The following is a 22,525-nucleotide window of genomic DNA, read 5'->3' as shown; positions in this document are numbered from 1 at the left end:
GGGACTTGTTATTTAGGCTTGTTTGTTATGGGTAATGTTATGCTCAACAGCGAACCTGATAATATCACCATTGCGCCGTCCCCCTATTTTCCTGATCATATTGCGCTTGTGCACCGGTACCGTTTTTACTGAAATGCTCAGTTGGTGGGCGATTTCCTTATTCATGAAATCTTCGGCAGCAAGGCGCATGATATCTATCTCACGGGGGGTAAGGTATCCCTGCTCCACTTTCATATGCGAGCAGATCCGCCCTTCAAAGCTGCATTCGCCACGAAGGCCGCAATCGTAATATTCGGTGTGGTGTACTTTGCCATCGGCACTGATATCCGGTTTACCGTCAAAACTTCCGAAACGGCAGCGGGCATAAATCCAAACTCGATCCCGAAGCTCTGTAACATTCAATTCGTCGAGCGCATCCATAGCCAGCGGGTGCTTGATCAGATCGGCAGCAAGGCAATCAAATAAGTGCTGCGGCCATTCGTTAAAAGCAAGCCTCTGCCCCTGGTAAATGGCATATACTTCGGTACCGTAATAAAATATCTCTACTTCGCTACCAAATAGCCCTGCGGTTACCCGTTGGTAAACTGGCTGTTTAATTTGTGAAAGGGTGGTTTGGTTGGCCATGGCTTATGCGCTGATAGGTTTAGCGAGGTTGGTAATACGCTCCTTCAGTTCAACCATTTTATTAGCCTGATTAAGCTTGTTAGCTTCGGCGATTGAAACAAGGTGCTCAAACACTTCCAGGTTTTCAATTGAACCATAAGCAACCTTTTCGACGTAACTGGTTGATTTTTGAAATTTTTCGGCCGCTGTCGCCTTCCAGTTATCCGGCAAGTTTGCGACTAATGCTCTCTTTTCCTCTTTGCTTAACATATACTGTTTTTTATGTATTGATGTCCTGTGTTAAGATTGCGTCATTTGTGCGTCAATCGTGTTAAGCAAATGTAAATCCATTGATTGACAAAAGCAAGCAAAATGTGTACATTTCGCAATAAAATGTGAATTTGTATTTTAACTGATTGACAATAAGACACATAATTTTGCATTGATGGCAAAAAGGGAAAAGCAACTACTTGGTGTGAAGATAAAATCAGCTATAAAACAGGCTGGCATATCGCAAACAGTGATTGCTGAAAAACTGAATTTGAGTAGACAGGCTGTCAATCAGCTTGACACGAGGAAGAAATTTGATTTTGAATTTTTACAGGACCTGAAGGATGCTACCGGGTTGGATTTTACTAACTACGTGTTCAATCCAAAATTAAACGATTACGTTCCTATGGATTCGGTTAGTCTGCTAAAAGAACCTGAATCAGAATATAAAACCGCCGATACTATCGAATTGTCGCTGTCAATCAAAATTAACGCTGATCAGGGTAGTTTGTCCAGGCTAAGTGATTTGATAGCATCCTTTAAGGGAGAGGCAACCAAGTATGGATTTACATTAAAATAGATAATACATGCCAAAATACGAGTAGGAGGGGGCAGTTTGCTTCGCAACTATGTCGTTAAAATATTGATATGCAATGGAGATAAAACCCCAGGTGGGCGCACTTTCTAACCTTTAAAAAGATCTAAAAACCCCTTAAATAGCTTATTTAAGGGGTTTTTCATTAATTACCCCCTCAATAACCCTCAAGAAACGTCAACTTCTGTGCACCTAACTGAGGATCAAGCAGAAAAATTGTGGGGGAATAAAAAAAGTGTTTGCTTTGTGGATATAAAACACAACAGGCATCCACTTGTCATCAGCATACGAAACCCTCGTCCGTTTAATCCTACCAGAAGGCCTTTTAAACTATTTTGAACTTACAGATGTTCATTCCTCGGAGAAGGGTCAATTGAATATCTATCTTGAAGAAAAGAACCTGGTGCCATCGGGTTATGATAAATCACAATTAGAGTCGAAAGGCTTCTTGCCGGAGACGGCAATTCAGGATTTTCCTATTCGTGGCCATAAAGTAGCCTTGTGTATAAAAAGACGCAGATGGGAAGTAAAGGCGAGCGGGGAGATCATCACAAGAGATTGGGATTTGGTAAGAAAAGGGGCGCGAATGACAACGGAATTCGGCATTTTTTTAAAAGGAATATTTAGATAATCACCCGATCAGCAGCCATTTATTAGGCCGGTTATACCAGGTAGACGGCAAGCAGCTCGGGCAGCAATACAAAGACCACCTAAGTGATTTCCACAGCTGGGATCAAAAAGAGCATGCAGAGGACTGGATGCTGTTTGCAGATAACATAGGCCCTTATCTGAGTATAGATGAAACCGCGTTAAGCAACGGGGAGCTCTATACCATCGTGACTAACAAACAGGCCAAAGGGAACAAAAAAGCTATAGTGGCGATGATCAAAGGCACACAGTCTGAACAGATCATAGCTGCGCTGGAGAAAATACCCTTAAGGTCAAGGAATAAGGTAAAGGAAGTAACGATGGACATGGCGGCTAATATGATCAAAGCTATCCGCAGGTGTTTTAATTATGCTGTGCGTGTGGTAGATAGGTTCCATGTACAAAAGCTGGCTTATGATGCTGTACAGGAAGCAAGAATAAAGTATCGCTGGGAAGCTCTTGATGCGGAAAGTGAGCTGATTGAACAGGCCCGGAAAAACAAACAACCCTATCAGCCCGAAGTATTTAGTAATGGCGATACTTTAAAACAATTACTGGCCCGAAGCCGCTACTTATTGTTCAAACACCGGTCAAAATGGACACTATCTCAAAAAGAGCGGGCTGATCTGCTTTTTACCAGATATCCGGAATTACTTAAAGCTTATGATCTTGCCATCGGTTTAGGTAAGATATTTACAACCTGTAAAACCAAAGTGATAGCCTTTAAAAAACTGGCTATCTGGTATAATGATGTGGAAACGGCAAATATTGACGCTTTTAAAACTGTAGCCAGATCTGTTCATCAACATTATGAATCTATCTTAAACTTCTTCGACAACAGAAGTACAAACGCATCTGCAGAATCTTTCAATGCGAAGGTGAAAGCTTTCAGGGCAACTTTAAGAGGAGTCAGAGACACTTCCTTTTTTCTATTCAGACTCGCTAAAATCTATGCATGACTTTTATCCCCCCCCCCCAACTTTTCGGTCTGATCCCTAACTGAGTACCTAATTTAAGTTTTTAACTTAGGTGCTCAGTTTTGATGTTATGTGTGGAGCCTTGACTAAGGCTAAGCACATTTTTACAGTCGCTTACCGTCTTTTTAATTTCGAAATCGTTTTTTGAAGAGGCTGGCGTGGTACGCTCTTAGAGTTGCAATGTCCCAACTGTATCTTGTTCGAAATTAGAAATGGTGCCCTGGCAATTACCCGGTAAGGATGTCAATCATAATTTATCCAAAATAAATTTTAAAATAGACTGTGCGCTAGTATCAACACAAACCATTGATCCATTAGGCACGAAGATGACAACACTTAGTGCATGCTCTCCCAGATACGGTTTATTGATATTTGGTTAATTATTTTAGAATAAGCGAAATGAAGCAAGCCGAGCTGTTTTTTTAAAGTGGTAATGTATTGATAGTCAGTTTGTTTTTCTGATGGCATAGGGATTGAATGTTTTGAATGATGCAGCACGGGCAGCTTTGACAATGCATTCACTCACATTTTCACCATTATGAATAATTACAGTAACAAGGAAGAGGCAATAATAGATCTGCAAAAGAAAGGTTATGAATTTGACTACGTCCTTAAAAGTGAAAACTTGCTTTGTGTCCAGAATAGGGAACTGCTAAATCCAGACGACTTCGAGATTGTAGAAACGCATCTTTTTGAAAGGGAAGCTGTAAATGATCGGGGCTGCGTTATTTATGCGATAGCTTCGATGCACAATGGGCTGAAAGGTATTCTCATGATCGCATTCAATACTTTTACGAATGGCCTTTCGATTCACCTCTGGTCAAAGCTTTCCGCGGCATTGATTTGCCAACCGACCTGATTCATCAGAAGCGTGTTGCGCAAACGAAGGCGCCTTACCGTTGGCATTGAGATCGAATGTTTGTTGGTCATGATGCCTGTTTAAATGCCAGAGTATCGTGAATAGCCTTAAGCAGACCTTTCCCTGTGTAATGCCTGGCCAACTGAAATGAAATGAAAGATCATAGTTATCACCGGTCCTTAAAACGTAAAAATGTCGTTGTCATAGGAGCTGAATCTCTTATCGGACAGGCTACTGCGATATTTGCAGCAGCAGAAGGGGCGCATGTAACAGCGGTTTGCAGGGAGTTAAGCCCGGTATTAAAAAACAAATTCGTTCTGCCATTTGGCTGTAATATGAAGGAGAGCGAACTGGGGTGTGATGATTGCTATAAGGAATTATTCATTAACCGGGCTTCTTTAGATCACATGGTCATAGTTCTCCCCGAGCATATGATTCCCATTGGATCGGATGTATTGCCGGAAGTGGCAGAGCGGCATTTTATTACAACCTGTTTTATCAGTATATCTGCTGCTATTAAGTATGCTTTACCGCTCATGGGACCCGGTTGTTCGATTACCATTTGCTCAGTTAATCAATCGCCGGATCCCTGTATTAAAGATATATTACCCGATTATACGAAGGCAATGGCAGTTCCATTAGCGCCTGTTCGCTTGAACTGCGTTACAGTAGGTTTGCCTCGCCAGGAGTCTTACTACCGTACAATTACGGAACGCCCAACCAGAATTACAGCGGTCAATGATGTTCGATTCTTCGGCAGCTTCCGGGAACCGGGGGATGTGGCGCTCGCGCTGATTTATCTCATAAAGCACCCGTTTGCCACCGGGGAAAACCTGGTAATCGACGAAGGTAGGTTAACAAGGCGGCTCCATGATAAATGATTGATTGAGGGCATCAGCAGTTTGATCTGAAAACGATGAATTGCGCTAAGCCCGGAGATTGTTGTAGATCCAAACATATCGTATTGATGAATATGAACTTAAAGTCATCATCTCATCCCGAGAAAGCATGAAAATTGAACTTTTAAACATTTTAGCTAATCAATTTATAATCAGATTATGAGAAAACCTATACTGCTATTTATCCTGGTTGGAACGTTTTTTTTGTGCAGGGGCCAGGAGATCAAAAGGCAACAAGCAGACCAACTGCTAAAAATAGTTCAGCAAAAGGTTACAGATACCGCGCATATCCATGCTTTATTAACCCTTGCAGAATTCAATATATTCAAAAAAGGTCAATTGAAGACAGACCTGGACAGCGCGCGGTTGTTTATTGACCAGGCGAAACGCATGAATACAAAAATTAAATCCATTACGGCCTACGGATACACTGCTTTGGTAGAGTCGTATCTGGCAAGGAAAAGCAAACAAGAGGAAATAGCAAAGGTTTTAAACGATAAAGCCATCCAGTTGTTGAGTGATGCTAAAAACTATTACCACCTGGGGCAGGCTTATTACCAACGTGCCACTTATTATAATCCTTACGATGATTCGGGCAGCAGTAAGGTCCTGGATCTATACACGAAAGGGATTGAGGCATTTAAAATGACGAATAATGTCGAAAGGCAGGCGTACGGATATAAGCGTCTGGGTGAGTATGATAACGCTGTGCAAACCACTTTAGAAAAACTTCTGAAATCACTGGCACTTTACAAATCTATCCATTATCAGGCGGTACAGGAAGTATATGATCTGATTGCTGTTGCTTATTTGTATGATACCAATCTGCAAAAGGCGCTGTCCTATGCATTACTTGCGCTGAAAACGGCAGAGCTGGACAAAGACACCACTATGCAATTGTGCGCCATTAATAATCACCTGGGTTTGATATTTTACAGGAAACATGATTATAAAAATTCAACATTCTATTTTGTCAAGGCGCTTAAAACTGCGGAAACATACAACGATGTTAATACCATCTATTTTCTATGTGTTAACATCGTAAACAGCTACCTCAATACCGAACAGCCGATCGCCGCAAAGCGGATTTTGCAACAAGTTTTGGGAAAATACCCGGCGCCGAAAAATGATATGGATCTTTCGAGGATAACCAATGAATTATTTTTGAAAATATATACGAAATTAAATCAAATCGGTAATGGCAGACCTTATGCCGAAGCGTTAAGGACTATTGACCTGAAATATAAAAACAAGCTGAATGTTGCCAAGCTGATTGAAGATAATTTCATCATGTCCAAGTTCTACCTGGCGGCGCAATCATTTGGTCAGGCAACCGATTATATGAAAAAAAGTGAAGAATTGCTGGCCAAAAACGGCACTGCTTACGACCGGTCGGCGTTATATTCCCTAAAATTCAGGATTGACACGGCCAAAGGTAATTACCGGTCGGCGGTGCAGCATTTGATACATTTCAATAAGATACAGGATTCGATTTTCAACGAGCGCAAGGCGGTCGAGTTCCAAAAACAACAAGTGCAATACGAAACGGAAAAAAAGGATCAGCAGATAAAGCTGCTGCAACAAAATGAGCTGCTCCAGCAAACAAAACTTAAACATGCGGGGCTGGTTCAAAACCTTACCCTGGGGGGTATCATCGTGATGCTGATCATCAGTGCGCTGATCTACCGTATTTACAAGCAGAAGAAAGCGGCAAATGCCATCATCACACACAAAAATGAATTATTACAGCAATTGCTTACCGGCAAAGAATGCCTGCTGAAAGAAGTTCACCATCGCGTTAAAAATAACCTGCACACGGTTATCTGCCTCCTGGAATCACAGGCACAGTATTTGGAAAATGATGCCTTGAAAGCGATTGAAAGCAGCCAGCATCGTATTTATGCCATGTCGTTAATTCATCAGAAACTTTACCAGTCAGATGAAATTAAAACTATTGACATGGCCTTTTACATTCCGGAGTTGGTGCAATCTCTTCAGGACAGTTTTGATACCTTCGGGAAAATCCATTTTATCATTGATGTGGAAAAGATCGAACTCGGCATCTCACACGCTATTCCTTTGGGGCTGATCCTGAATGAAGCCGTTACAAATTGCATTAAGTATGCGTTTCCCGGTGATAGAAATGGCGACGTTTTCATTCTAATGTCGGAAAATGATGGCTTGATTAAACTCGAAATTATTGATAACGGGATCGGTATGCCGCAAAATCAATGTCAAAATGGAACTGAATCCCTGGGGCTTAAGCTGATTAGTGGCTTAAGTGCTGATATCCACGCCGATTACAGCTGCGAAGCTGAATATGGAACTAAAATTACCATATCTTTCAGGAATCAAAATCTAACAGATTCAGATCGTTACATGGAAACAGGTGCAGCTATTGTTTGATTAGACGGATACCCGGTAATGGCTTTGCTTAATGAACGCTGAATAGTCAAATGCGGGTGCTTTGATCTTTAGGATTGTATCTTTAGGCGGTTGTAGCAGGCATTATCCGTCAGATCAAATAGCAAGACGACCTATTGCCTCATAAGCCCGAATGTAAATATTGTTGCCCCTGCCAGAGCACATGATGGATTGAATGCAACGGATAAAAAACGAAACGGATATTTGTTTTTGGTAAACAAATATCCGTTTGATAAATTTGCCGCCAATTCCTTTTTTGAGTTGATGTTAGCAGCCTGCTTTCCTAACTCTATAAAAATACCTGCGTTGCAATAACATAACTGCCCTTTGAAAAAGCTTGCTGATTGTTAACAACGATAGGTCTGGTTTGATATTTAAAGGAGATTTTGGCATGATGGCCGTCAAGGTAAACGTTACCGCCGGCACTCCACCAGGTAAATTTTGAACTGCCGTACCTTTCAAATTGCTGCAAGCTGTATTCGGCAAATGGCTGTAAACGCACAACGTCTGTTTTTAAAAGCGTTTTGGGCAATAAAAGGCCAACCTGGGTAAACCATGATGAACCTGTACCAATAATCGGAGCAACGTTACCATAGCCGGCCTGTGATACAACTCCGGTATAGTTTTGGGCCGGTCCGACATTTTCATTCATGATCGATCCGTTTCTCAGGTAATTTGGCCCGAAGTCATCATGGTAATAAACACTATAGCCGGTAAATGCCCAGTTTTGCCGCTTGCCGCCAAAGGGTAGATCGGCAAATACGTCAGCCGCCCAAATGCTAATATTATGGTTAATTAGCGGAGATGTAGCTGTATTGTTTACTTGCGTGGTGGTACCCTTGCCGGTGTAATAGTAGCCGACACCGATATTCAGCACCTTTTTTGTACCAACATAGGTTCCGGTGGTATAAGGAACCAAGGTGTTTTCTTTATCAAAAAATTGCCAGGCTGCATATCCCGTAGTAGACAGGTTACCGTTTGCGTTGTTATCTACCGCATAGTTTAATTCAGGGGCATTGGGCTTAGCATAGGCGACGGCGGGAGTAATAACAGTAAACGGCTTGTTAACCGCCCATCGGTAGGTAACAGGCCCGATAACACCCTTAAGATAAATACCCACCTGGCGTCCTAACTGATCAGAATTATCGATCAGGGGCCAGTTGTAAATTGGCGCATCGATGGCCAGGAAGTTGAATGAGCTTAAGGATGACATGCGGCTGATACCAACCCAATAATGCAAGCCCGTACCAATGTATAATGAGGCAAAGTTACGCTTATGCGTTGCAAAATCATTGTCTGGAACAATGGTATATTCATTCCATAACTCATGCACGTACAGGGAAGGCTTTTTGCCCAAAGTTCCGTTGAATGTTGCGCCGCCGTTTCCCGTATTACCGCCTCCCGCCGAACCTCCGCTGGAGAAGCTTTGATTATCTATTCCAATAGTTCCAAGTACCAGGTAGCGCTGGCTTAACTGGCTGTATAATGCAAATCGGAATTGGCGAACGCTGAAGTCCAGCATATTATCTTTAGCGATGCCGTTTACTGCAGTACCGGGATTCAACTCTGAATATCGGGCCCTGAAGTCTGTCCAGACCAGGAACCTGACATATTTTTGACCCGTGCTGTCCAGCTTAATGGTTAGCCCGTCAGTATAGGATGGCGAACCGCCTTGCCCGTAAGCTATGCCAATTGTCAAAGCCAGAATTACTGAAAATGAAATTTTTCTGATGTATTGTTTTGTTTTCATCGTCGTAACGTTTAGATATTTATATCATTTCTTTGCGGCAGAACCGGTTTCTTTGATGATCAGACTGATCAGAAATGCCATTCCGGTAGTTGCCAGCAGGAAAGTAACAGCCCCATTAAAATGAACTGCCGGGTCCGCCGCGGTCGTTAAGGTTTTTCCAAAAAAGTGTGCGAACACCGGTCCCAGTATAGCGGTAACACCAAATGTCAGGAAGTTAATCCCGCCGGTCGCACTGCCTTTAACACTATCTGGGTTGGCTTCCTTGATGATGGAATATGGGATCATAGCCGCTCCGGAGGCTATGCCGAATATGAGCATTGTGAAAAAAGCAGAGATCAGGCCTGGAAAGTAGGTAAATTGTATTAGGCAGATAACCATCAATATGATGCACAAAGATAATACAGGCTTTCTCCTACCAAGGAGATCAGAAAACCAACCGAGTAGGGGGGCGCCAATCACCCAGCCGAGCGGCACCATGGAGCAGGTAATTACTGCCAAACTATAGGAAAAACCTCGGTCATGTTGCAGGAAAGTAACTCCCCAGGTCATGGCAAAAATCGTGGTAGGAGCAAACAACAACCCTGAAATAAGTCCGCTCAAATAGGATTGAGGATTGGAAAAAACAACTCGGTAAGGAACGAGTATGCCCGAAAGAGTGTTTTGTTGATGGTTACGCTTATTTTCTGCAGGCGTACTCAGGAAAAGCATTAGTGTGACTATACCGCAGGCAATGCCTATCCCAACCCAGAATACGGTAACAGGCAAACCTGACCTCAATAAGGGACCGGTCACGAACTGACCTGCCGATCCGCCAAGCATACCAATACATTGGGTTACCCCAATCGCTGTGGCCAGATAACAGGGGGCGAATCCATGGGCAGCGAGATAAACACATCCGGTAAAGGCAAATGCAGAACCTGCTCCCTGAAGTAAACGGCCAAAATCGCCCATGGCTACAGACGGTGCAGCAAAAGCCAGGCAGCCTAAGAACAATATACCGGTGCCAATAGCGATAGGGTAGCGTGCGCCGAAACGGTCTAAAGACATTCCTGCTATTAAGCTGGTAACAGAATAGGTATAATAATAAGTACCTAAGATGCCACTTACACCCAAAGCGTTTACCTTAAAAAGTGTGCTTAATTGGCTGATCATTACAGCCGGTGCCGACCGAATGACATACTCCAGAAAATAGAAAATCAATCCGAAAACCCAGGCTATAATAAATGCGCGGTCCCGGAACATACGGCTCATAGTGGGATTAGCTGCCGGCGATGTTATATTTTTCATGTCCTTTGTATTAATTGTTTAGGTCTTCCAGATGCTTATAATTGGCTCTTAGGGTATCGATCACTTCTTCAAATTTCCCCCCAAGCATCATTTTGCCCATATACAGGGACATGCCTTTTACCATTTTGAAGTTTAGTTTTGGCGGCATGGCTAATGCATTGGGATCCGTAAAAACGTTCACCAATACCGGGCCCTGATGTGCCATAGCCTGGGTCATCGAACTTTCCAGCTGTCCCGGATCATGGATAGTAATTCCTTTAATGCCGGTGGCCTCAGCAACCATAGCGAAGTCGGGATTTTCCATGTCGGTTTGATAATCCATAATTCCGGCAACTTCCATCTCAAGTTTCACCATGCCCAGTGACCGGTTGTTGAAGACGATGATTTTTATATTGAGATTGTACTGTTTAATGGTTGCCAGGTCGCCAAGTAACATGGAAATACCACCATCACCGCACATGGCGACTATCTGCCGGCCTGGAAATGCCAGCGCAGCGCCGATAGCCTGTGGCATTGCGTTTGCCATCGAACCATGTGTAAACGATCCAATCAATTTTCGCTTTCCGTTGGCGGTAATGTAGCGCGCGCCCCATACGCAGCACATACCTGTATCGACAGTGAACACCGCATCATCCGTTGCGAGTTTGTCCATAATGAAGGCCACTGCTTCCGGATGTATAGCGTCCGTTTTGCCCTTGTCATTTACATAAATCAGTAAGTGGTCTTTTACCTTTTCATGTACTTGCAACTGGGCTTTCAGGAAACTATTATCTGTTTTTCTTTCGAGGAGGGGCATCAAAGCTGTTATGGTAGCCTTCACATCCCCCCAAAGCCCTATGTCTAATTTCGCCCGCCGTCCCAAGCGCTCCGGCTGAAGGTCAACTTGCACCAGCGTCTTATCCTGGGGAATAAACGGAACGTAAGGAAAATCAGTTCCCAGTAGCAGGATCAGATCACTTTCGTGCATGCTGTGGTATGCGGCTGGTAAACCCACAAGCCCGGACATACCAACCTCATTAGGATTGTTGTGAGCGATACTCATCTTTCCACGGAAGGAATAACCAACCGGCGCTTGTAAGAAAGACGATAGCTCAACAACTTCTTTATGGGCTCCGGCGGCACCAATGCCGCAGAAAATACAAATCTTTTGATGGGAATTGATCAGTTCGGCTAACTCCTGAATTTCTGCTGCTGACGGTTGAATAGTCGCCGTCGTAAAGTAATTCCTGTCAGCGGATATGTTATCCACGGCCGGTAATCCCGCCACGTCTCCGGGAAGCCCTAAAACGGCAACTCCTTTTTTTTGTATGGCATGCTGAATAGCTGCCTGTGCCATTCGGGGAAGCTGATGGGCAGTATTAGCGATCTGGTTATAATGACTGCAATCGTCAAATAGCCTGGTCGTGTTGGTTTCCTGAAAATAGCCTGAGCCGAACTCCCCGGTGGCGCAGGTTGATACAATAGCAAGTACCGGCACGCCCGAACGGTGTGCGTCATACAAACCATTTACTAAATGGACATGCCCGGGGCCGCTGCTTCCCGCACAGCAGGCCAGGCCTGTAAGTTCTGCATCCGCAGCAGCCGCGAAAGCACCCGCCTCCTCGTGCCGCACGTGGATCCATTGAATGTTCCCATCTTTCCGGACTGCGTTATTAAACTCGTTTAAGCTATCCCCGGTAACAGAATAGATACGCTTAATGCCCGCTTTAACCAAAAGCTCAACAAGTTGTTGTGATACGTTCTTTGTCATTTGTTGCTTTGTTTAATTGTTAGGTGAATCCTGGCCGGATGTCTTCCGTCCATCATCAACAAGGAGATAGGGAATGTAGTGCCAGTTAATAATTAATTGATATTCAATTATTTAATTATAATTCGCGGAAATGAAGGTAGCGATATATCGAAGTTTAGGCAGTTGTGATTGAAATGCCGATAATAGGCAGCGATTAAAGGAATCTGCTGTAGATCTCGTTCAGAGAATAGCTGGCGAACGCTTAAAAAACGGTTAATGACCAAGTATCGCTGACAAAACATGAACAGGACTAAAGAAAAGTTCTTGCCGGAGCATCAGGCGGATTGTACCGTGGGATAAGGTCTTGCCATTTGCTATGTATGTTAAACTTGCGGGAATTAGTCTTCAGGAGCTATGCCCGCTGATGATACTGAATAATATGATGAGCAACACCAGGATGGTGATCACGGTGTAGAGGGAATCTTTAGCTAATACAAAGCTCAGTAAGGCGAGCACCACCCTCATCACGGGGGTAGCGATAAGCAACATGATGCCAAAGTTAATGATGGCGGTGCTTTGGAAGGACAAAAGCCCCTGGAAGACCGCTGGAAATGATAGCCTGCTTACACGGAAGGCGCTGAATGCGGCAGGTTCTTCACTGCGGCTGGATAAATATCCTATGCCGCCTGCAACCATAAAAATCAATGACAGGAAGACACCCAACCGCAGGGCGCCGCCAATCAGCTGGTTGATGTTGTTTTTATTGAACTTATCCATTTAATGATGCGCTTTAAGGCCGTTATAGATCATTTGAACCGCCAGCAGGGAAACGACAATTGCAAACAGCAGGCGCAGGACCTGCGGTGAATTAATTTTTGTCAGCAGCTTGGCACCCGTCAGTGCCCCGAAGACTACCCCTGTAGCGACAGGCACTGCGATTACAGGATCAATGTACCCGCGCTGGAAGTAGATCACTGCGCCGGCGGCAGCAGTTACGCCAATCATAAAGCTGCTGGTGCTTGTGGAAACTTTAAATGGAATATTCATTACGGTGTCCATGGCGAAAACTTTTAATGCTCCCGACCCGATGCCCAGCAAACCGGAAATAACGCCGGCAAAGAACATGGCGATGAAGCCGCTTGTAACATGCCTGACCTTATAAGGAATGACCTGTGAACCATTGTTATAAGTACCGTTCAGCTTCAGGCGTTCACCTAATTTAGATACCTGTTTTGATGGGTTATCGTTTTTCTTGCGCAGTGACATGACTGAGGAAAAAATCAGGATAGCTCCGATCATGACGGGTATTAAATGTGCCGGGACGAGGGCTGCGTATAAAGCACCCACGATCGCCCCAAGCGTTGTTGAAACTTCTAAAAACATAGGAAGGCGAAAGTTAGAAAGGCTATCTTTAACGTAAGCAGCGCCTGCACCGGAAGAAGTAGCAATGACAGAGATCAGAGATGCCCCAACTGCGTAATGAATGTTGACATGCAGCAGTAAAGTCAATAACGGAATAACAATAAAGCCGCCACCCAACCCTGTCATCGAACCTATTAAGCCTGCCAGGTAAGCTCCAGCTAATATGAAAAAAGTAAATGCAATTAGCGTCATCGGTTAAATGGGTGATTGCCGTTTGTAAATAGAGAAGCCTTGCACGGTGTGCAATCCATGTGCGCCTTCTGGCTTGGGGAACAGGCAAGGCCCCGGGAAGCCGCCCTAACAACAGCTTCCGGGTTGTACTTCACCTGTCCTGTAATTAAAAAATTCCTGGTTCATGATCGATCATACGGTGCGAAGATCTCCCGTGGTCCCTGGTTACGAAATCCCCTACTACACGGCCGACTCCCGGAAATTCATGGTCGGGATTGGGCATTTCCTCTTCCAGGTAGGTTTCATGATGATCATGCCCCTCTGGTGCCTCGGCGACTGTTTTCTTTTCCTTCTTTTTTGTTTTCATGATTGAAATCTTTAAGTCTGTTTATGTAAATCACTGTTGTTAATTACTGAAGAGGTATCAATGAAAGTGCCATGTTTTAAATAGTTGTAAGTCAGTTGTTTGTTATTTTTTTATGAGCGTGTACAAGTGCTTTATACCGCTAATCCGGTCTCCATTGTTGATATATTGTTTTTTACCAGCATTTTATCGGTTTTATAGTACGGCCGTGCTTGTTGCCAGGCTTACGGCCGACCCAGATTTTTGGACTTAAAATGTCTTAGTGGCCACCCGGAACATCGTCATGACAGACAAGTAGGAGATAACGATAGTGGCTAACAGAAGCATTCCGGCGGCAAAGAGCTGATGGGCCCAGTCGGGTTTATTTTCCACATAGGTCAGTGCTGTGATAGAAAGTGCCGATAACGGAAAGCTCACCGACCACCATGAGATTTTAAAGGGACATGCTCGGGGAATTAGAAAAATCTTACTGCCCAGCAGCAGGGCCAAAAACAGATTAAAATAGAATAAAGTTCCGGCTGTAATATCCAGCTTCATCGTCAACTGGTGGTAAACCGTGAAAGCAAGTGCTAATGGCGCAGTTAAAATAAAAAGGGATGGTTGCAGGCCCTCCGGTAAAGGTGCCTGGAAAATCAGCCTGGAGATAAGGATCACGAGAAGGACCAGCGCGAATACTGAACCGATCCCGAAGGCCATCATTGTTATTTCATGGATGCCGGGCAAAGGCAATTGATTACCGACTATAGGTATGTCCAAAGTACCTACGATGGGAAGGACCCATGCAGGCATGGCTGAGTCCGGTTCCTGCCGCTCATCCAGCCATCTTCTCAGCATATACCATGCAAAAAAAAGCATTAATATGGCTCCGGTACACCAGATGACGATGGCTACCTTGGGAAAAAAATCGATGACGACCCCGGGTAGGAGCAGCAAGCAGATGATATAGGTTGCGAAAAAGCAAATCGTTTTCGGCGACCGGAATTCCTCTATAATTAATTTTCGGGACTTGTACCATTTGACCAGATAACAGGCTGATAAGGCGATAAAGGCCGCAATCGCGAACAATCCGAAAATCAAGTACGGCAATTCCCAAATGTTCCAGATCGCTGCAGCCCGTCGCCAGGCAAATGATAAACCGCATAAGCCCATTACGCTGCCGAATATGCTCACCGGCATAAATTCAATAAAGCTTTCTCGTGTGGAGATTATCATGTGGCTAATAAATTAGTTGATACTGATATGGAGGACCGGGTACGCCGATCTTTTATGATAACACCGAATAAAAGGCATTCCAATTATTAGTGTACTGATAGTCAGTTGTTTATTGTTTATTGCGCATTCACCGTATCGCGGTATTACGCTAACTGGTTTTCGTCATTGATATACCGCTAATTATAAGGTGCTACGGGCCCCCGCGCTCTTTTGACTTAATGTAACAATGGATGGATCAATAATGGCCTTCTCGACAAGGTCAATTCCGGGCGCCGCTTTGTCTCTATTTAATCAATGGCCCGTACAAAAGCGATATATCATTATTAATTGAAATGTTTTTTCTATTTAAGTTATTGATAGTTAGTTTATTGTGAGGTGGTATGGGGTTGGTTAGATGCTTCGTAAACTAAATCCGTTAAATTTTAAACCAATCAAAATGAAAAGTAAAAGATTGACCAAATGGTATAGGCTGCTGGTATTGCTGATGGCAATTGCCTCAGGTTTTACCCTGATCGGTAAGACATACGCGCAGGCCCTAAAAGTTAAAAATGTCGTGATTGTACACGGAGCCTTCGCCGACGCTTCGGGCTGGCAGGGGGTATACAGGGAACTGACCCAAAAAGGATATAATGTGATGCTTGTTCAGAACCCTTGCACCTCGCTTAAAGAAGACGTAGACGCGACAAATTTCGCTATCGACAAAATGGACGGACCGGTTATACTTGTAGGCCATTCGTGGGGAGGGACCGTTATTACACAGGCCGGTGTTCATCCGAAAGTGGCAGCGCTTGTTTACATTAATGCCTTTCAGCCAGAGGTTGGCGAAAATACAGTAAAGCTGGCTTCGAGTGCACCGCCAAAACCGGAAAATGGTTTATTGCCACCGGATGAAAAAGGCAATGTATATTATTCAAAAGAAAAATTTCATGCCGGCTTTTGCGCTGATGTCAGCGATCAGACTGCCGAATTTATGTTCGCGTCATCCGGTTTTATTCCCGCCGAAGCATTTGGAACTCCTGTAACGGAGGCCGCCTGGAAAAACAAACCCACCTACGGCATCTCATCTGAAGACGACAAAAGCATCAACCCGGTCATTACGATAAACGGCTATGAAAGGTCAAACAGTATCGTCACCCGCCTGAAAGGAAGCCACGTTGTTTTTATGACGCACCCACAGGAAGTTGCGGCAGTAATCATGACTGCGGCCCAACAGATCAGCAAATAGCCCCAAGAAAAGAAAAATCCCTGGATTGATGTTGTCCAGAGATTTTTCTTTTCTTGGGGCTAAAAATCGATACCGTATTTGGCTGCCCATTTGCGCTTGATCTTTCTTTTCGCCGTAATAAATTCTTGGTCCGTTCCTTGTGCTATGGCGTCAATAGGATATCGCAGCGGCCGGAAGCCTTTTTCCATATCGATCAGGGCTTTGATACCATCAGCAATTGCTTGCGGGTTCATGTTAGATTCCTGCATTTTGCTGAACATTGCCATGCCCAGTGCGGCGATGCGCGGTTCAAAATCAGGATATGCCGTTGCTATTTCGGTACGGTCGGCATTATACCCGCCTTTATCGCCCATACCTGTGGGATAAACTCCGCAAGGAATGGACACGTTTTCAATTCCGAACTCACGCAGCTCTGAATCAATACCCTCGATAAAGGTTTCTAAAGCAAACTTTGAGGCCATGTAAGGAACCATATAAGGAACCGAAAATCCACTTGCTCCGGTGGAAAGATTGATGATCAGTCCCTGCTTTAATTTTCTCATAACCGGCAAAGCGGCCTGATAGGTGCGAATAGCGCCATAGAAATTAATTTCGAACATCTTTTTATATGCGTCGATTGAATAGCCTTCAGCGACGCCAAAACCCGTTACGGCTGCATTATTGATTAATACATCGATACTGCCATATTTGTTGATGATGTAATTAAATCCGTTGCTGACCGATTCATCATCGGCTACATCCATTTCCACAACTTCAATATTATCAGTTGCAGCCAGCTCATCTGCAGCATTCTTGTTCTTTCCAGCGGTGTTCCGCATCGTAGCGATTACGGAATGGCCACTGGCCGCGAGTGTCAGCGCCGTAAGTTTTCCAAAGCATGTATTCGTTCCTGTTATTACTATTACTTTTGACATGGCATACTTTTTTACAATGATCGCGCTTCTGTGATAAACAACACTTGATTTTTAATAAGAACGGAATTGATGAAAATCAATGCCGGGCATATCGGGTAAGCTGTTTAGATTTTTTTTGTGTTAAGCTGTTTTCGGATCCGGCTCAATGTTTCCGGTGTCATGCCAAGATAGGAAGCCTGCATGTGCAATGGGACCCGGTTTGTCAAAAGAGGGGAACTTTTTAAAAAAAACAAATATTTTTCTTCTGCTGTCGACATGATAGTAGCCTGTATACGCGCATGGGCCGCGTTGAGGCTCTTCTGCAGGATCGAATTTACCAGGTCCCTGAAATGCGGTATTTTTTCGAAGATCCGTTGAAAATTGTCTTCGTGAATTAGTAATACGACAGAATCCTCCAGGGCTTCGATATTGTATTTTGAAGACGTATCGTTCATCAGGCTTTCACGATCACCTGTCCACCAGTTTTCAACAGCGAAATATATCGTGTGTTCCTGTCCTTTTTCATCAATACTGAATTTCCTGAGCAGTCCTTCGCAAACGAAGGCATTTAATTTCCATTTGTCTCCCGAATTAAGGAGAAACTGATGCTTCTTCAGGCGCCTGATGACACTGACCGATTCAATAAATGCCAGGTCGGCTTCGGAAACGTTAATTTTGTCTGCCAGGTATTTGCGGAAAACTTTAAACATAATATCAAAGTCCAAAGGTGAGGAAATATAGCAAAGCGGTCTCGGGCTGTGCCTGTTGAGGATATCGAGATCTGCTGTAATTCAGCTGATTAAAACAATAACAATGCTGAAAACTTGTAAGCGTCCTTCAGCATTGAATATCGGCATGGGAACGGTTTACCGGCTAAATCAGCGTAGCCGTGACGCCGCCATCGATAACCAGTGCTCAAGGATTGCAGAAATTCCCGGTCCCATGTCAATGAAAAGGGCGGATAATTATCCGCCCCGTTGTTGATCAGTTAGTAGTTTCAGGAATGATATCTGTTTCGCCGGAAACAGTGTAAAGTGTGCCATGTCTTTCAAGGATGCGCACATGTTCTATCACAGCTTTTAAAGCCGCCTGGAACATTTCGCTTTTCAGATGATCGTCAATGGCTTTTTGATTTACCCAACCTTCGGCCAGTACACAGGTATTAGGATCTACCATATCCCATGAAAAGTGGTAATACACGTTGCCTTCTGTTTTCCTGGTAGCAGATATGTGCGACAAAACCGCGTTGGTGAAAATTTGCTTATCTTCCGGATGAATGGTGTAAGTGGTGTGTACAACCAATACTGCTTTCTTACTCATGATGATCTAATTTATTTGATATGTATGATGGATTAATAATTTATTTCTGGCTTTCCGAAAAAGCCGCATTGAGTTTAACCGGGTCATAGTATTCATACATTTCTATGATCTTCCCGGCTTGTTCTGTAAACATGGTAATGTAGTTTTGTTCATATTCCCCGCCCGTTGCTGCTACCGTGACACAAGCTTCATAGGTTGCAAAGGCCTTGTGCGGGTCCAGTGTGGGATAAACGACCGGGTTGTTAAAGCGGATACCAGGCACCATCTGCAGGAAGGATGCCGTTGCTTTTTTTATTACATCCTTTCCTGCAACCACTACAGGCAGGCCCGCCGACTCTGCATACGGAAATACCAATACAGCATCATCGTGTAAAAGATTTAACCATTCTGCTGGGTCCCGGGTAGCTGTGTCCAGAAATTTTAAAACAAGGGAGCTGATGTCTGCTGTGCGGGTACCGTTATCTTCTATCTCCGTTTCCATATGATTTTTATTTTACTCGTCACCATCCAGATTTATTATTGAAAACTACCTTTCGAAAAATCCGTGGTTTGATCCGGTTGCAAATGTAAATCGTCTCTTACCCTCCGGCGGTTGACATTTGATAGGAAATGATTTGACAAATGTCAAGCGACGGCGTGTCGAAACATAACTCATGACAACCGCCGCGTTTACTATACCTGCGCCTGTCCGCCATCAACAAATATTTCGCTTCCCGTCATGTAAGTACTCTCATCCGATGCCAGAAAGACCGCAACAGCTGCTATTTCATCAGGGTGTCCTACACGGCCAAGCGGCGACTCATCGCTGAAAGCCTGCATGGCCTGGTCCTGTATACTGCTGTCGAACAAGCCTAAAAGACCGGGAGTGGCCGTGGCGCCAGGAGAAAGCACATTGACTCTGATACCTTTGCCACGCAGGTCCAGTGCCCAGCTACGTGCAAAATTTCTGATGGCCGCTTTGGTTGCACTGTAAACGCTGAAGGCTGCGGTGCCTCTGGAACCGGTAGAGGATCCGGTCAGGATAATGGATGCTCCCGAAGATAAAAATGGCAGCGCCTTTTGTATCGTAAATAACGTCCCCCTTACATTCACATTGAACGCCAGGTCGAAGCCGGCCTCGGTGATACTGCCTAGTGGCTCAAGAGTACCCAGCCCGGCATTGGCAAATACGATATCCAACCGGTTGTGACCGGCGCGGATAACTTCGTAGATTTTATCGAGGTCGGCAAGGTTACTGATATCACCCTGGATCGCCGTGGCGTTTTGTCCGATTGAACTAATGGCTTTATCAAGTTCTTCCCGGCGTCGGCCCGTGATGTATACATAAGCTCCCTCGGCAACAAATCGTTTAGCACTTGCCAATCCGATACCGCTGTTACCGCCGGTAATCAATGCGACTTTCCCTTCAAGCCTTCCTTCAGCTATTGGTGTATCCGACCATTCGTTAAGTTCATTTTCCATATTAAATTTTTTAAGTGTGATTTATTGAAATAATGTTATTGTAGCCGGATACGATCAAAGCAACCGCCTTTCTGCTTCAAGGATCGCTACGTCATTGATGCTTGCATAACGCTTCCGCATGAGCCCGTTTTCGTCAAACTCCCAATTCTCATTACCGTAAGCGCGGAACCATTCACCTTTTTGGTTATGGTATTCATATTCAAAGCGCACGGCTATACGATTATCCGTATATGCCCACAGCTCTTTTTTTAACCGGTAATCCAACTCTTTTTCCCACTTCCCCTGTAGGAAATGAATGACCGCTTCCCGGCCGTTTATAAGTTGATCCCGGTTTCGCCATTCTGTATCTACAGTATAAGCCATAGCAATTTTCTCAGGGTTCCGCGTATTCCACGCATCTTCTCCGGCTTGTACTTTGATGAGCGCAGTTTCCAGGGTAAATGGTGGGAGGGGGAGTTTTTGTGTCATAACCTCGGTATTTAATTTATTAGCGTTTGATATAAGACTTCAGCAAGGGCAGATCAATTGTTCATGATGCTGAAGATAAAATCAAGTGCCATAATTTAAAATATTGAAAATCAGATATTTAATTTGTTTTGTTTTTAAGCTTCCATGCGATATATCAGGTAAATACAAGCGGTTCTTGAAATAGCGCTAATAGAAATCTTGTTTATGGCAATGATCACGAGTATCTATGGAAAGTTGTTCGCGCTTTTTAGTGCCGGTTCGTTCTGAATTACTGTAAAGCGCCCGAATAATCTGTCTCTGCACTCGGCTTTGAGATTGCCTAGTATCACAAGACTATCGGGATTTCATTTTTCTAGTTCCAATTAGCGAAATAACGTGAGGTTAGGGTTGAAGATTTATTTGTAATATTTTGATATACAGTATTTTATATTATTGGCATCAATATTATTTCACGCTTCTTGTCTATTTCAGATGCCTATCGTCATCCGGAAGGGGACATATCTTAAAACACAAAATAATTATGGAAACAATCAAAGTTCCTACCCGGGAAGAAGTAAGCCCGGAGTCACAAGCGATGTTTGATCAAAAGGCAATGGTTTTAATCATGACGAAACAATCAATATCCGCAAAGGTATCAGTGATGAAGCCAGGCTGACCACTGTCATCCGCTTGGCCAAATACATCGCTGAGAACCAGGGCCAGGTAGACCCTGTACTGCTTTGTGACTTTTTCGAAGCCGGTTACAACGAAGACGCACTGATCGAACTGATTGGTTTGGTTGCGCTGCGGACTTTCACCAATTACGTTTATGCGGTAACTGGAGTACCGCTCGATTTCCCCGAAGCCATCAGCTTAAAATAATAAATAAGAATGGCTTGCCGGTTCAGGACAAGTCGCATATATCCATAAACCAAATTGCTAACAAAACTAAATAGATTATCATGAATACAAATGACACACACATCAACCGTCGCAGCTTTTTAGCGAGTGCCGGCCTTTTAACCGCAGGCGCTATCCTGTCGCCAAGGTTATTATTCGGGCAAAAAGTAATCGATGGTCCCGTGCAGCAGATCAACAGGGCTGCTGCCACTGCCAAAATCAATGTAACCAAACTGAGAGGCAATATTTTTATGGTGGAAGGTTCTGGCGGTAACATTGCCGTTTTGAATGGCCCCCAGGGAAAACTGCTGGTTGACGCCGGTATTGACGTATCAAAGGCCCACGTGGCAGCGGCGCTGAAAACCATCAGCAATAAGCCGATCAAAGTTCTGATCAACAGTCACTGGCATTTTGATCATACCAGCGGAAATGACTGGTTGCATGATGCCGGTGCAACAATTATCTCGCAGGATATTACCCGTGATCATCTGACCAAACGCATTTTCCAGCCCGAATGGAATTACACCTTTGAGCCCCTGCCCAAAGGTGGGATCCCAACTATTACCTACAAAAATGAATACAAGAAGCATTTTAACGGAGAAAATATCCTTGTAAAAACCTATCAACCGGCTCATACCGACGCAGATTCCTCAATTTATTTCCCAAATGCCGACATCCTTCACGTAGCGGACACCTTCTGGAATGGCTATTATCCTTTTATAGATTATGCCACCGGCGGCAGCATTGACGGCATGATTACTGCCGCGGCCCAGAATGTTGCAAACACCAACAAACATACTATCGTTATTCCCGGCCACGGGCCGATAGGTAATCACGCGCAGCTTGTTCAGTTTCATGATATGCTGGCCACGATACGTGAAAGGGTAGCGAGCCTAAAGAAACAGGGTAGAGATTTAAAAGGAGTGATCGCAGCGAAGCCTACTGCTTCATTTGATCCCGTGTTTGGCAATTTCGTTATCAAAGGTGATTTTTTCGCCAAGCTGGTATTTACTGGCGTTTAACAGGGGCAGCTGTTGGGAGAACAGCAGGACTTTGTGCTGTTCAACCC

25 protein-coding genes are annotated in these 22,525 nt (G+C 44.2%); 10 read left to right on the top strand and 15 right to left on the bottom strand.

Translation table 11 applies throughout. From position 1 onward, the window contains the following. Positions 1-12: 12 nt before the first annotated feature. Complete coding sequence (locus J3L18_RS09615; RefSeq protein ID WP_129569895.1) at positions 13-624, bottom strand: response regulator transcription factor; 612 nt, start codon at positions 622-624, stop codon at positions 13-15. A gap of 3 nt (positions 625-627) precedes the next feature. Then, positions 628-873, bottom strand: a complete 246-nt coding sequence (locus tag J3L18_RS09610; RefSeq protein ID WP_129569894.1) for a hypothetical protein — start codon at positions 871-873, stop codon at positions 628-630. Between the two features lie 175 nt (positions 874-1,048). On the opposite strand from J3L18_RS09610, the gene J3L18_RS09605 reads away from it, so the two are divergent. From J3L18_RS09605 to J3L18_RS09580, 6 genes are all read left to right on the top strand, one after another. After that, positions 1,049-1,453 carry a helix-turn-helix domain-containing protein gene (locus J3L18_RS09605; RefSeq protein WP_129569893.1) on the top strand — a complete coding sequence of 135 codons (405 nt, stop codon included), beginning with the start codon at positions 1,049-1,051 and terminating at the stop codon, positions 1,451-1,453. Between the two features lie 289 nt (positions 1,454-1,742). Beyond that, positions 1,743-2,099: an ISAon1 family transposase N-terminal region protein gene (locus J3L18_RS09600; protein ID WP_129571947.1), complete on the top strand. Its 357-nt coding sequence runs from the start codon at positions 1,743-1,745 to the stop codon at positions 2,097-2,099. Between the two features lie 7 nt (positions 2,100-2,106). Further along, positions 2,107-3,075: an ISAon1 family transposase gene (locus J3L18_RS09595; protein ID WP_129571946.1), complete on the top strand. Its 969-nt coding sequence runs from the start codon at positions 2,107-2,109 to the stop codon at positions 3,073-3,075. Between the two features lie 556 nt (positions 3,076-3,631). Beyond that, positions 3,632-3,952 (top strand): hypothetical protein, encoded by a 321-nt coding sequence (locus J3L18_RS09590; protein WP_091170556.1) that lies wholly within the window; start codon positions 3,632-3,634, stop codon positions 3,950-3,952. A gap of 152 nt (positions 3,953-4,104) precedes the next feature. After that, complete coding sequence (locus tag J3L18_RS09585) at positions 4,105-4,833, top strand: SDR family oxidoreductase (RefSeq protein ID WP_129571003.1); 729 nt, start codon at positions 4,105-4,107, stop codon at positions 4,831-4,833. Positions 4,834-5,010: 177 nt separating this feature from the next. Next, the gene (locus J3L18_RS09580; protein ID WP_129571004.1) at positions 5,011-7,257 is read left to right on the top strand and encodes a tetratricopeptide repeat-containing sensor histidine kinase; all 2,247 of its coding nucleotides are present in this window, start codon (positions 5,011-5,013) and stop codon (positions 7,255-7,257) included. A 307-nt stretch (positions 7,258-7,564) separates the two neighbouring features. On the opposite strand, the gene J3L18_RS09575 is transcribed toward J3L18_RS09580, so the two are convergent. The 7 genes from J3L18_RS09575 to J3L18_RS09545 form a co-directional block, all read right to left on the bottom strand. Beyond that, positions 7,565-9,025 (bottom strand): porin, encoded by a 1,461-nt coding sequence (locus J3L18_RS09575; protein WP_129571005.1) that lies wholly within the window; start codon positions 9,023-9,025, stop codon positions 7,565-7,567. Positions 9,026-9,049: 24 nt separating this feature from the next. Then, on the bottom strand, positions 9,050-10,312 hold the full coding sequence (locus J3L18_RS09570; RefSeq protein WP_208102468.1) for an MFS transporter: 1,263 nt from the start codon (positions 10,310-10,312) through the stop codon (positions 9,050-9,052). A 10-nt stretch (positions 10,313-10,322) separates the two neighbouring features. Next, on the bottom strand, positions 10,323-12,062 hold the full coding sequence (locus tag J3L18_RS09565) for a thiamine pyrophosphate-dependent enzyme (RefSeq protein WP_129571006.1): 1,740 nt from the start codon (positions 12,060-12,062) through the stop codon (positions 10,323-10,325). Positions 12,063-12,446: 384 nt separating this feature from the next. Further along, complete coding sequence (locus tag J3L18_RS09560) at positions 12,447-12,818, bottom strand: DUF1634 domain-containing protein (protein ID WP_091170571.1); 372 nt, start codon at positions 12,816-12,818, stop codon at positions 12,447-12,449. After that, positions 12,819-13,655, bottom strand: coding sequence for a sulfite exporter TauE/SafE family protein (locus tag J3L18_RS09555; RefSeq protein ID WP_129571007.1), 837 nt, complete (start codon positions 13,653-13,655; stop codon positions 12,819-12,821). It abuts the gene before it with no gap. Between the two features lie 145 nt (positions 13,656-13,800). Continuing rightward, entirely contained in the window at positions 13,801-14,001 is a 201-nt protein-coding gene (locus tag J3L18_RS09550; protein ID WP_112652421.1) for a hypothetical protein, read from the bottom strand. Between the two features lie 246 nt (positions 14,002-14,247). Continuing rightward, complete coding sequence (locus J3L18_RS09545; protein WP_129571008.1) at positions 14,248-15,210, bottom strand: SLAC1 anion channel family protein; 963 nt, start codon at positions 15,208-15,210, stop codon at positions 14,248-14,250. 436 nt (positions 15,211-15,646) lie between these two features. Here J3L18_RS09545 and J3L18_RS09540 point away from each other — a divergent pair, with 436 nt between their 5' ends. Next, a complete protein-coding gene (locus tag J3L18_RS09540; protein ID WP_129571009.1) occupies positions 15,647-16,435 on the top strand; it encodes an alpha/beta hydrolase in 789 nt (262 codons plus the stop codon). A gap of 59 nt (positions 16,436-16,494) precedes the next feature. Here J3L18_RS09540 and J3L18_RS09535 read toward each other — a convergent pair whose 3' ends face one another. The 6 genes from J3L18_RS09535 to J3L18_RS09510 all read right to left on the bottom strand — a co-directional run bounded on the left by J3L18_RS09535 (position 16,495) and on the right by J3L18_RS09510 (position 20,577). Then, on the bottom strand, positions 16,495-17,349 hold the full coding sequence (locus tag J3L18_RS09535) for an SDR family NAD(P)-dependent oxidoreductase (protein WP_129571010.1): 855 nt from the start codon (positions 17,347-17,349) through the stop codon (positions 16,495-16,497). Positions 17,350-17,453: 104 nt separating this feature from the next. Further along, complete coding sequence (locus J3L18_RS09530) at positions 17,454-18,038, bottom strand: Crp/Fnr family transcriptional regulator (RefSeq protein ID WP_129571011.1); 585 nt, start codon at positions 18,036-18,038, stop codon at positions 17,454-17,456. A 274-nt stretch (positions 18,039-18,312) separates the two neighbouring features. Beyond that, positions 18,313-18,648, bottom strand: coding sequence for a putative quinol monooxygenase (locus tag J3L18_RS09525; protein ID WP_129571012.1), 336 nt, complete (start codon positions 18,646-18,648; stop codon positions 18,313-18,315). A gap of 40 nt (positions 18,649-18,688) precedes the next feature. Next, entirely contained in the window at positions 18,689-19,129 is a 441-nt protein-coding gene (locus tag J3L18_RS09520) for a nuclear transport factor 2 family protein (protein ID WP_129571013.1), read from the bottom strand. Positions 19,130-19,320: 191 nt separating this feature from the next. Then, positions 19,321-20,109, bottom strand: a complete 789-nt coding sequence (locus J3L18_RS09515; protein ID WP_091170598.1) for an SDR family NAD(P)-dependent oxidoreductase — start codon at positions 20,107-20,109, stop codon at positions 19,321-19,323. Positions 20,110-20,163: 54 nt separating this feature from the next. Beyond that, entirely contained in the window at positions 20,164-20,577 is a 414-nt protein-coding gene (locus tag J3L18_RS09510; RefSeq protein ID WP_091170602.1) for a nuclear transport factor 2 family protein, read from the bottom strand. 520 nt (positions 20,578-21,097) lie between these two features. Between J3L18_RS09510 and J3L18_RS09505 the strand changes: the two genes are divergently transcribed. From J3L18_RS09505 to J3L18_RS09495, 3 genes are all read left to right on the top strand, one after another. Beyond that, the gene (locus J3L18_RS09505; RefSeq protein WP_262511179.1) at positions 21,098-21,232 is read left to right on the top strand and encodes a hypothetical protein; all 135 of its coding nucleotides are present in this window, start codon (positions 21,098-21,100) and stop codon (positions 21,230-21,232) included. 14 nt (positions 21,233-21,246) lie between these two features. Further along, on the top strand, positions 21,247-21,438 hold the full coding sequence (locus J3L18_RS09500; protein ID WP_129571014.1) for a carboxymuconolactone decarboxylase family protein: 192 nt from the start codon (positions 21,247-21,249) through the stop codon (positions 21,436-21,438). Between the two features lie 80 nt (positions 21,439-21,518). Beyond that, positions 21,519-22,478 (top strand): MBL fold metallo-hydrolase, encoded by a 960-nt coding sequence (locus J3L18_RS09495; RefSeq protein WP_129571015.1) that lies wholly within the window; start codon positions 21,519-21,521, stop codon positions 22,476-22,478. Positions 22,479-22,525: the final 47 nt, after the last annotated feature.

It is taken from the genome of Mucilaginibacter gossypii, assembly GCF_017569325.2.
GTDB lineage: Bacteria > Bacteroidota > Bacteroidia > Sphingobacteriales > Sphingobacteriaceae > Mucilaginibacter > Mucilaginibacter gossypii.
This window is presented reverse-complemented; position numbering and strand designations above follow the sequence as displayed.

Coding starts and splice junctions, on each gene's coding strand:
- J3L18_RS09535 (WP_129571010.1), bottom strand. CDS start 17,349: ATGTCAAAAGTAATAGTAATAACAGGAACGAATACATGCTTTGGAAAA.
- J3L18_RS09525 (WP_129571012.1), bottom strand. CDS start 18,648: ATGAGTAAGAAAGCAGTATTGGTTGTACACACCACTTACACCATTCAT.
- J3L18_RS09515 (WP_091170598.1), bottom strand. CDS start 20,109: ATGGAAAATGAACTTAACGAATGGTCGGATACACCAATAGCTGAAGGA.
- J3L18_RS09615 (WP_129569895.1), bottom strand. CDS start 624: ATGGCCAACCAAACCACCCTTTCACAAATTAAACAGCCAGTTTACCAA.
- J3L18_RS09590 (WP_091170556.1), top strand. CDS start 3,632: ATGAATAATTACAGTAACAAGGAAGAGGCAATAATAGATCTGCAAAAG.
- J3L18_RS09510 (WP_091170602.1), bottom strand. CDS start 20,577: ATGACACAAAAACTCCCCCTCCCACCATTTACCCTGGAAACTGCGCTC.
- J3L18_RS09570 (WP_208102468.1), bottom strand. CDS start 10,312: ATGAAAAATATAACATCGCCGGCAGCTAATCCCACTATGAGCCGTATG.
- J3L18_RS09575 (WP_129571005.1), bottom strand. CDS start 9,025: ATGAAAACAAAACAATACATCAGAAAAATTTCATTTTCAGTAATTCTG.
- J3L18_RS09585 (WP_129571003.1), top strand. CDS start 4,105: ATGAAAGATCATAGTTATCACCGGTCCTTAAAACGTAAAAATGTCGTT.
- J3L18_RS09580 (WP_129571004.1), top strand. CDS start 5,011: ATGAGAAAACCTATACTGCTATTTATCCTGGTTGGAACGTTTTTTTTG.
- J3L18_RS09545 (WP_129571008.1), bottom strand. CDS start 15,210: ATGATAATCTCCACACGAGAAAGCTTTATTGAATTTATGCCGGTGAGC.
- J3L18_RS09520 (WP_129571013.1), bottom strand. CDS start 19,129: ATGGAAACGGAGATAGAAGATAACGGTACCCGCACAGCAGACATCAGC.
- J3L18_RS09605 (WP_129569893.1), top strand. CDS start 1,049: ATGGCAAAAAGGGAAAAGCAACTACTTGGTGTGAAGATAAAATCAGCT.
- J3L18_RS09550 (WP_112652421.1), bottom strand. CDS start 14,001: ATGAAAACAAAAAAGAAGGAAAAGAAAACAGTCGCCGAGGCACCAGAG.
- J3L18_RS09610 (WP_129569894.1), bottom strand. CDS start 873: ATGTTAAGCAAAGAGGAAAAGAGAGCATTAGTCGCAAACTTGCCGGAT.
- J3L18_RS09495 (WP_129571015.1), top strand. CDS start 21,519: ATGAATACAAATGACACACACATCAACCGTCGCAGCTTTTTAGCGAGT.
- J3L18_RS09565 (WP_129571006.1), bottom strand. CDS start 12,062: ATGACAAAGAACGTATCACAACAACTTGTTGAGCTTTTGGTTAAAGCG.
- J3L18_RS09560 (WP_091170571.1), bottom strand. CDS start 12,818: ATGGATAAGTTCAATAAAAACAACATCAACCAGCTGATTGGCGGCGCC.
- J3L18_RS09555 (WP_129571007.1), bottom strand. CDS start 13,655: ATGACGCTAATTGCATTTACTTTTTTCATATTAGCTGGAGCTTACCTG.
- J3L18_RS09530 (WP_129571011.1), bottom strand. CDS start 18,038: ATGTTTAAAGTTTTCCGCAAATACCTGGCAGACAAAATTAACGTTTCC.
- J3L18_RS09540 (WP_129571009.1), top strand. CDS start 15,647: ATGAAAAGTAAAAGATTGACCAAATGGTATAGGCTGCTGGTATTGCTG.
- J3L18_RS09505 (WP_262511179.1), top strand. CDS start 21,098: ATGGAAACAATCAAAGTTCCTACCCGGGAAGAAGTAAGCCCGGAGTCA.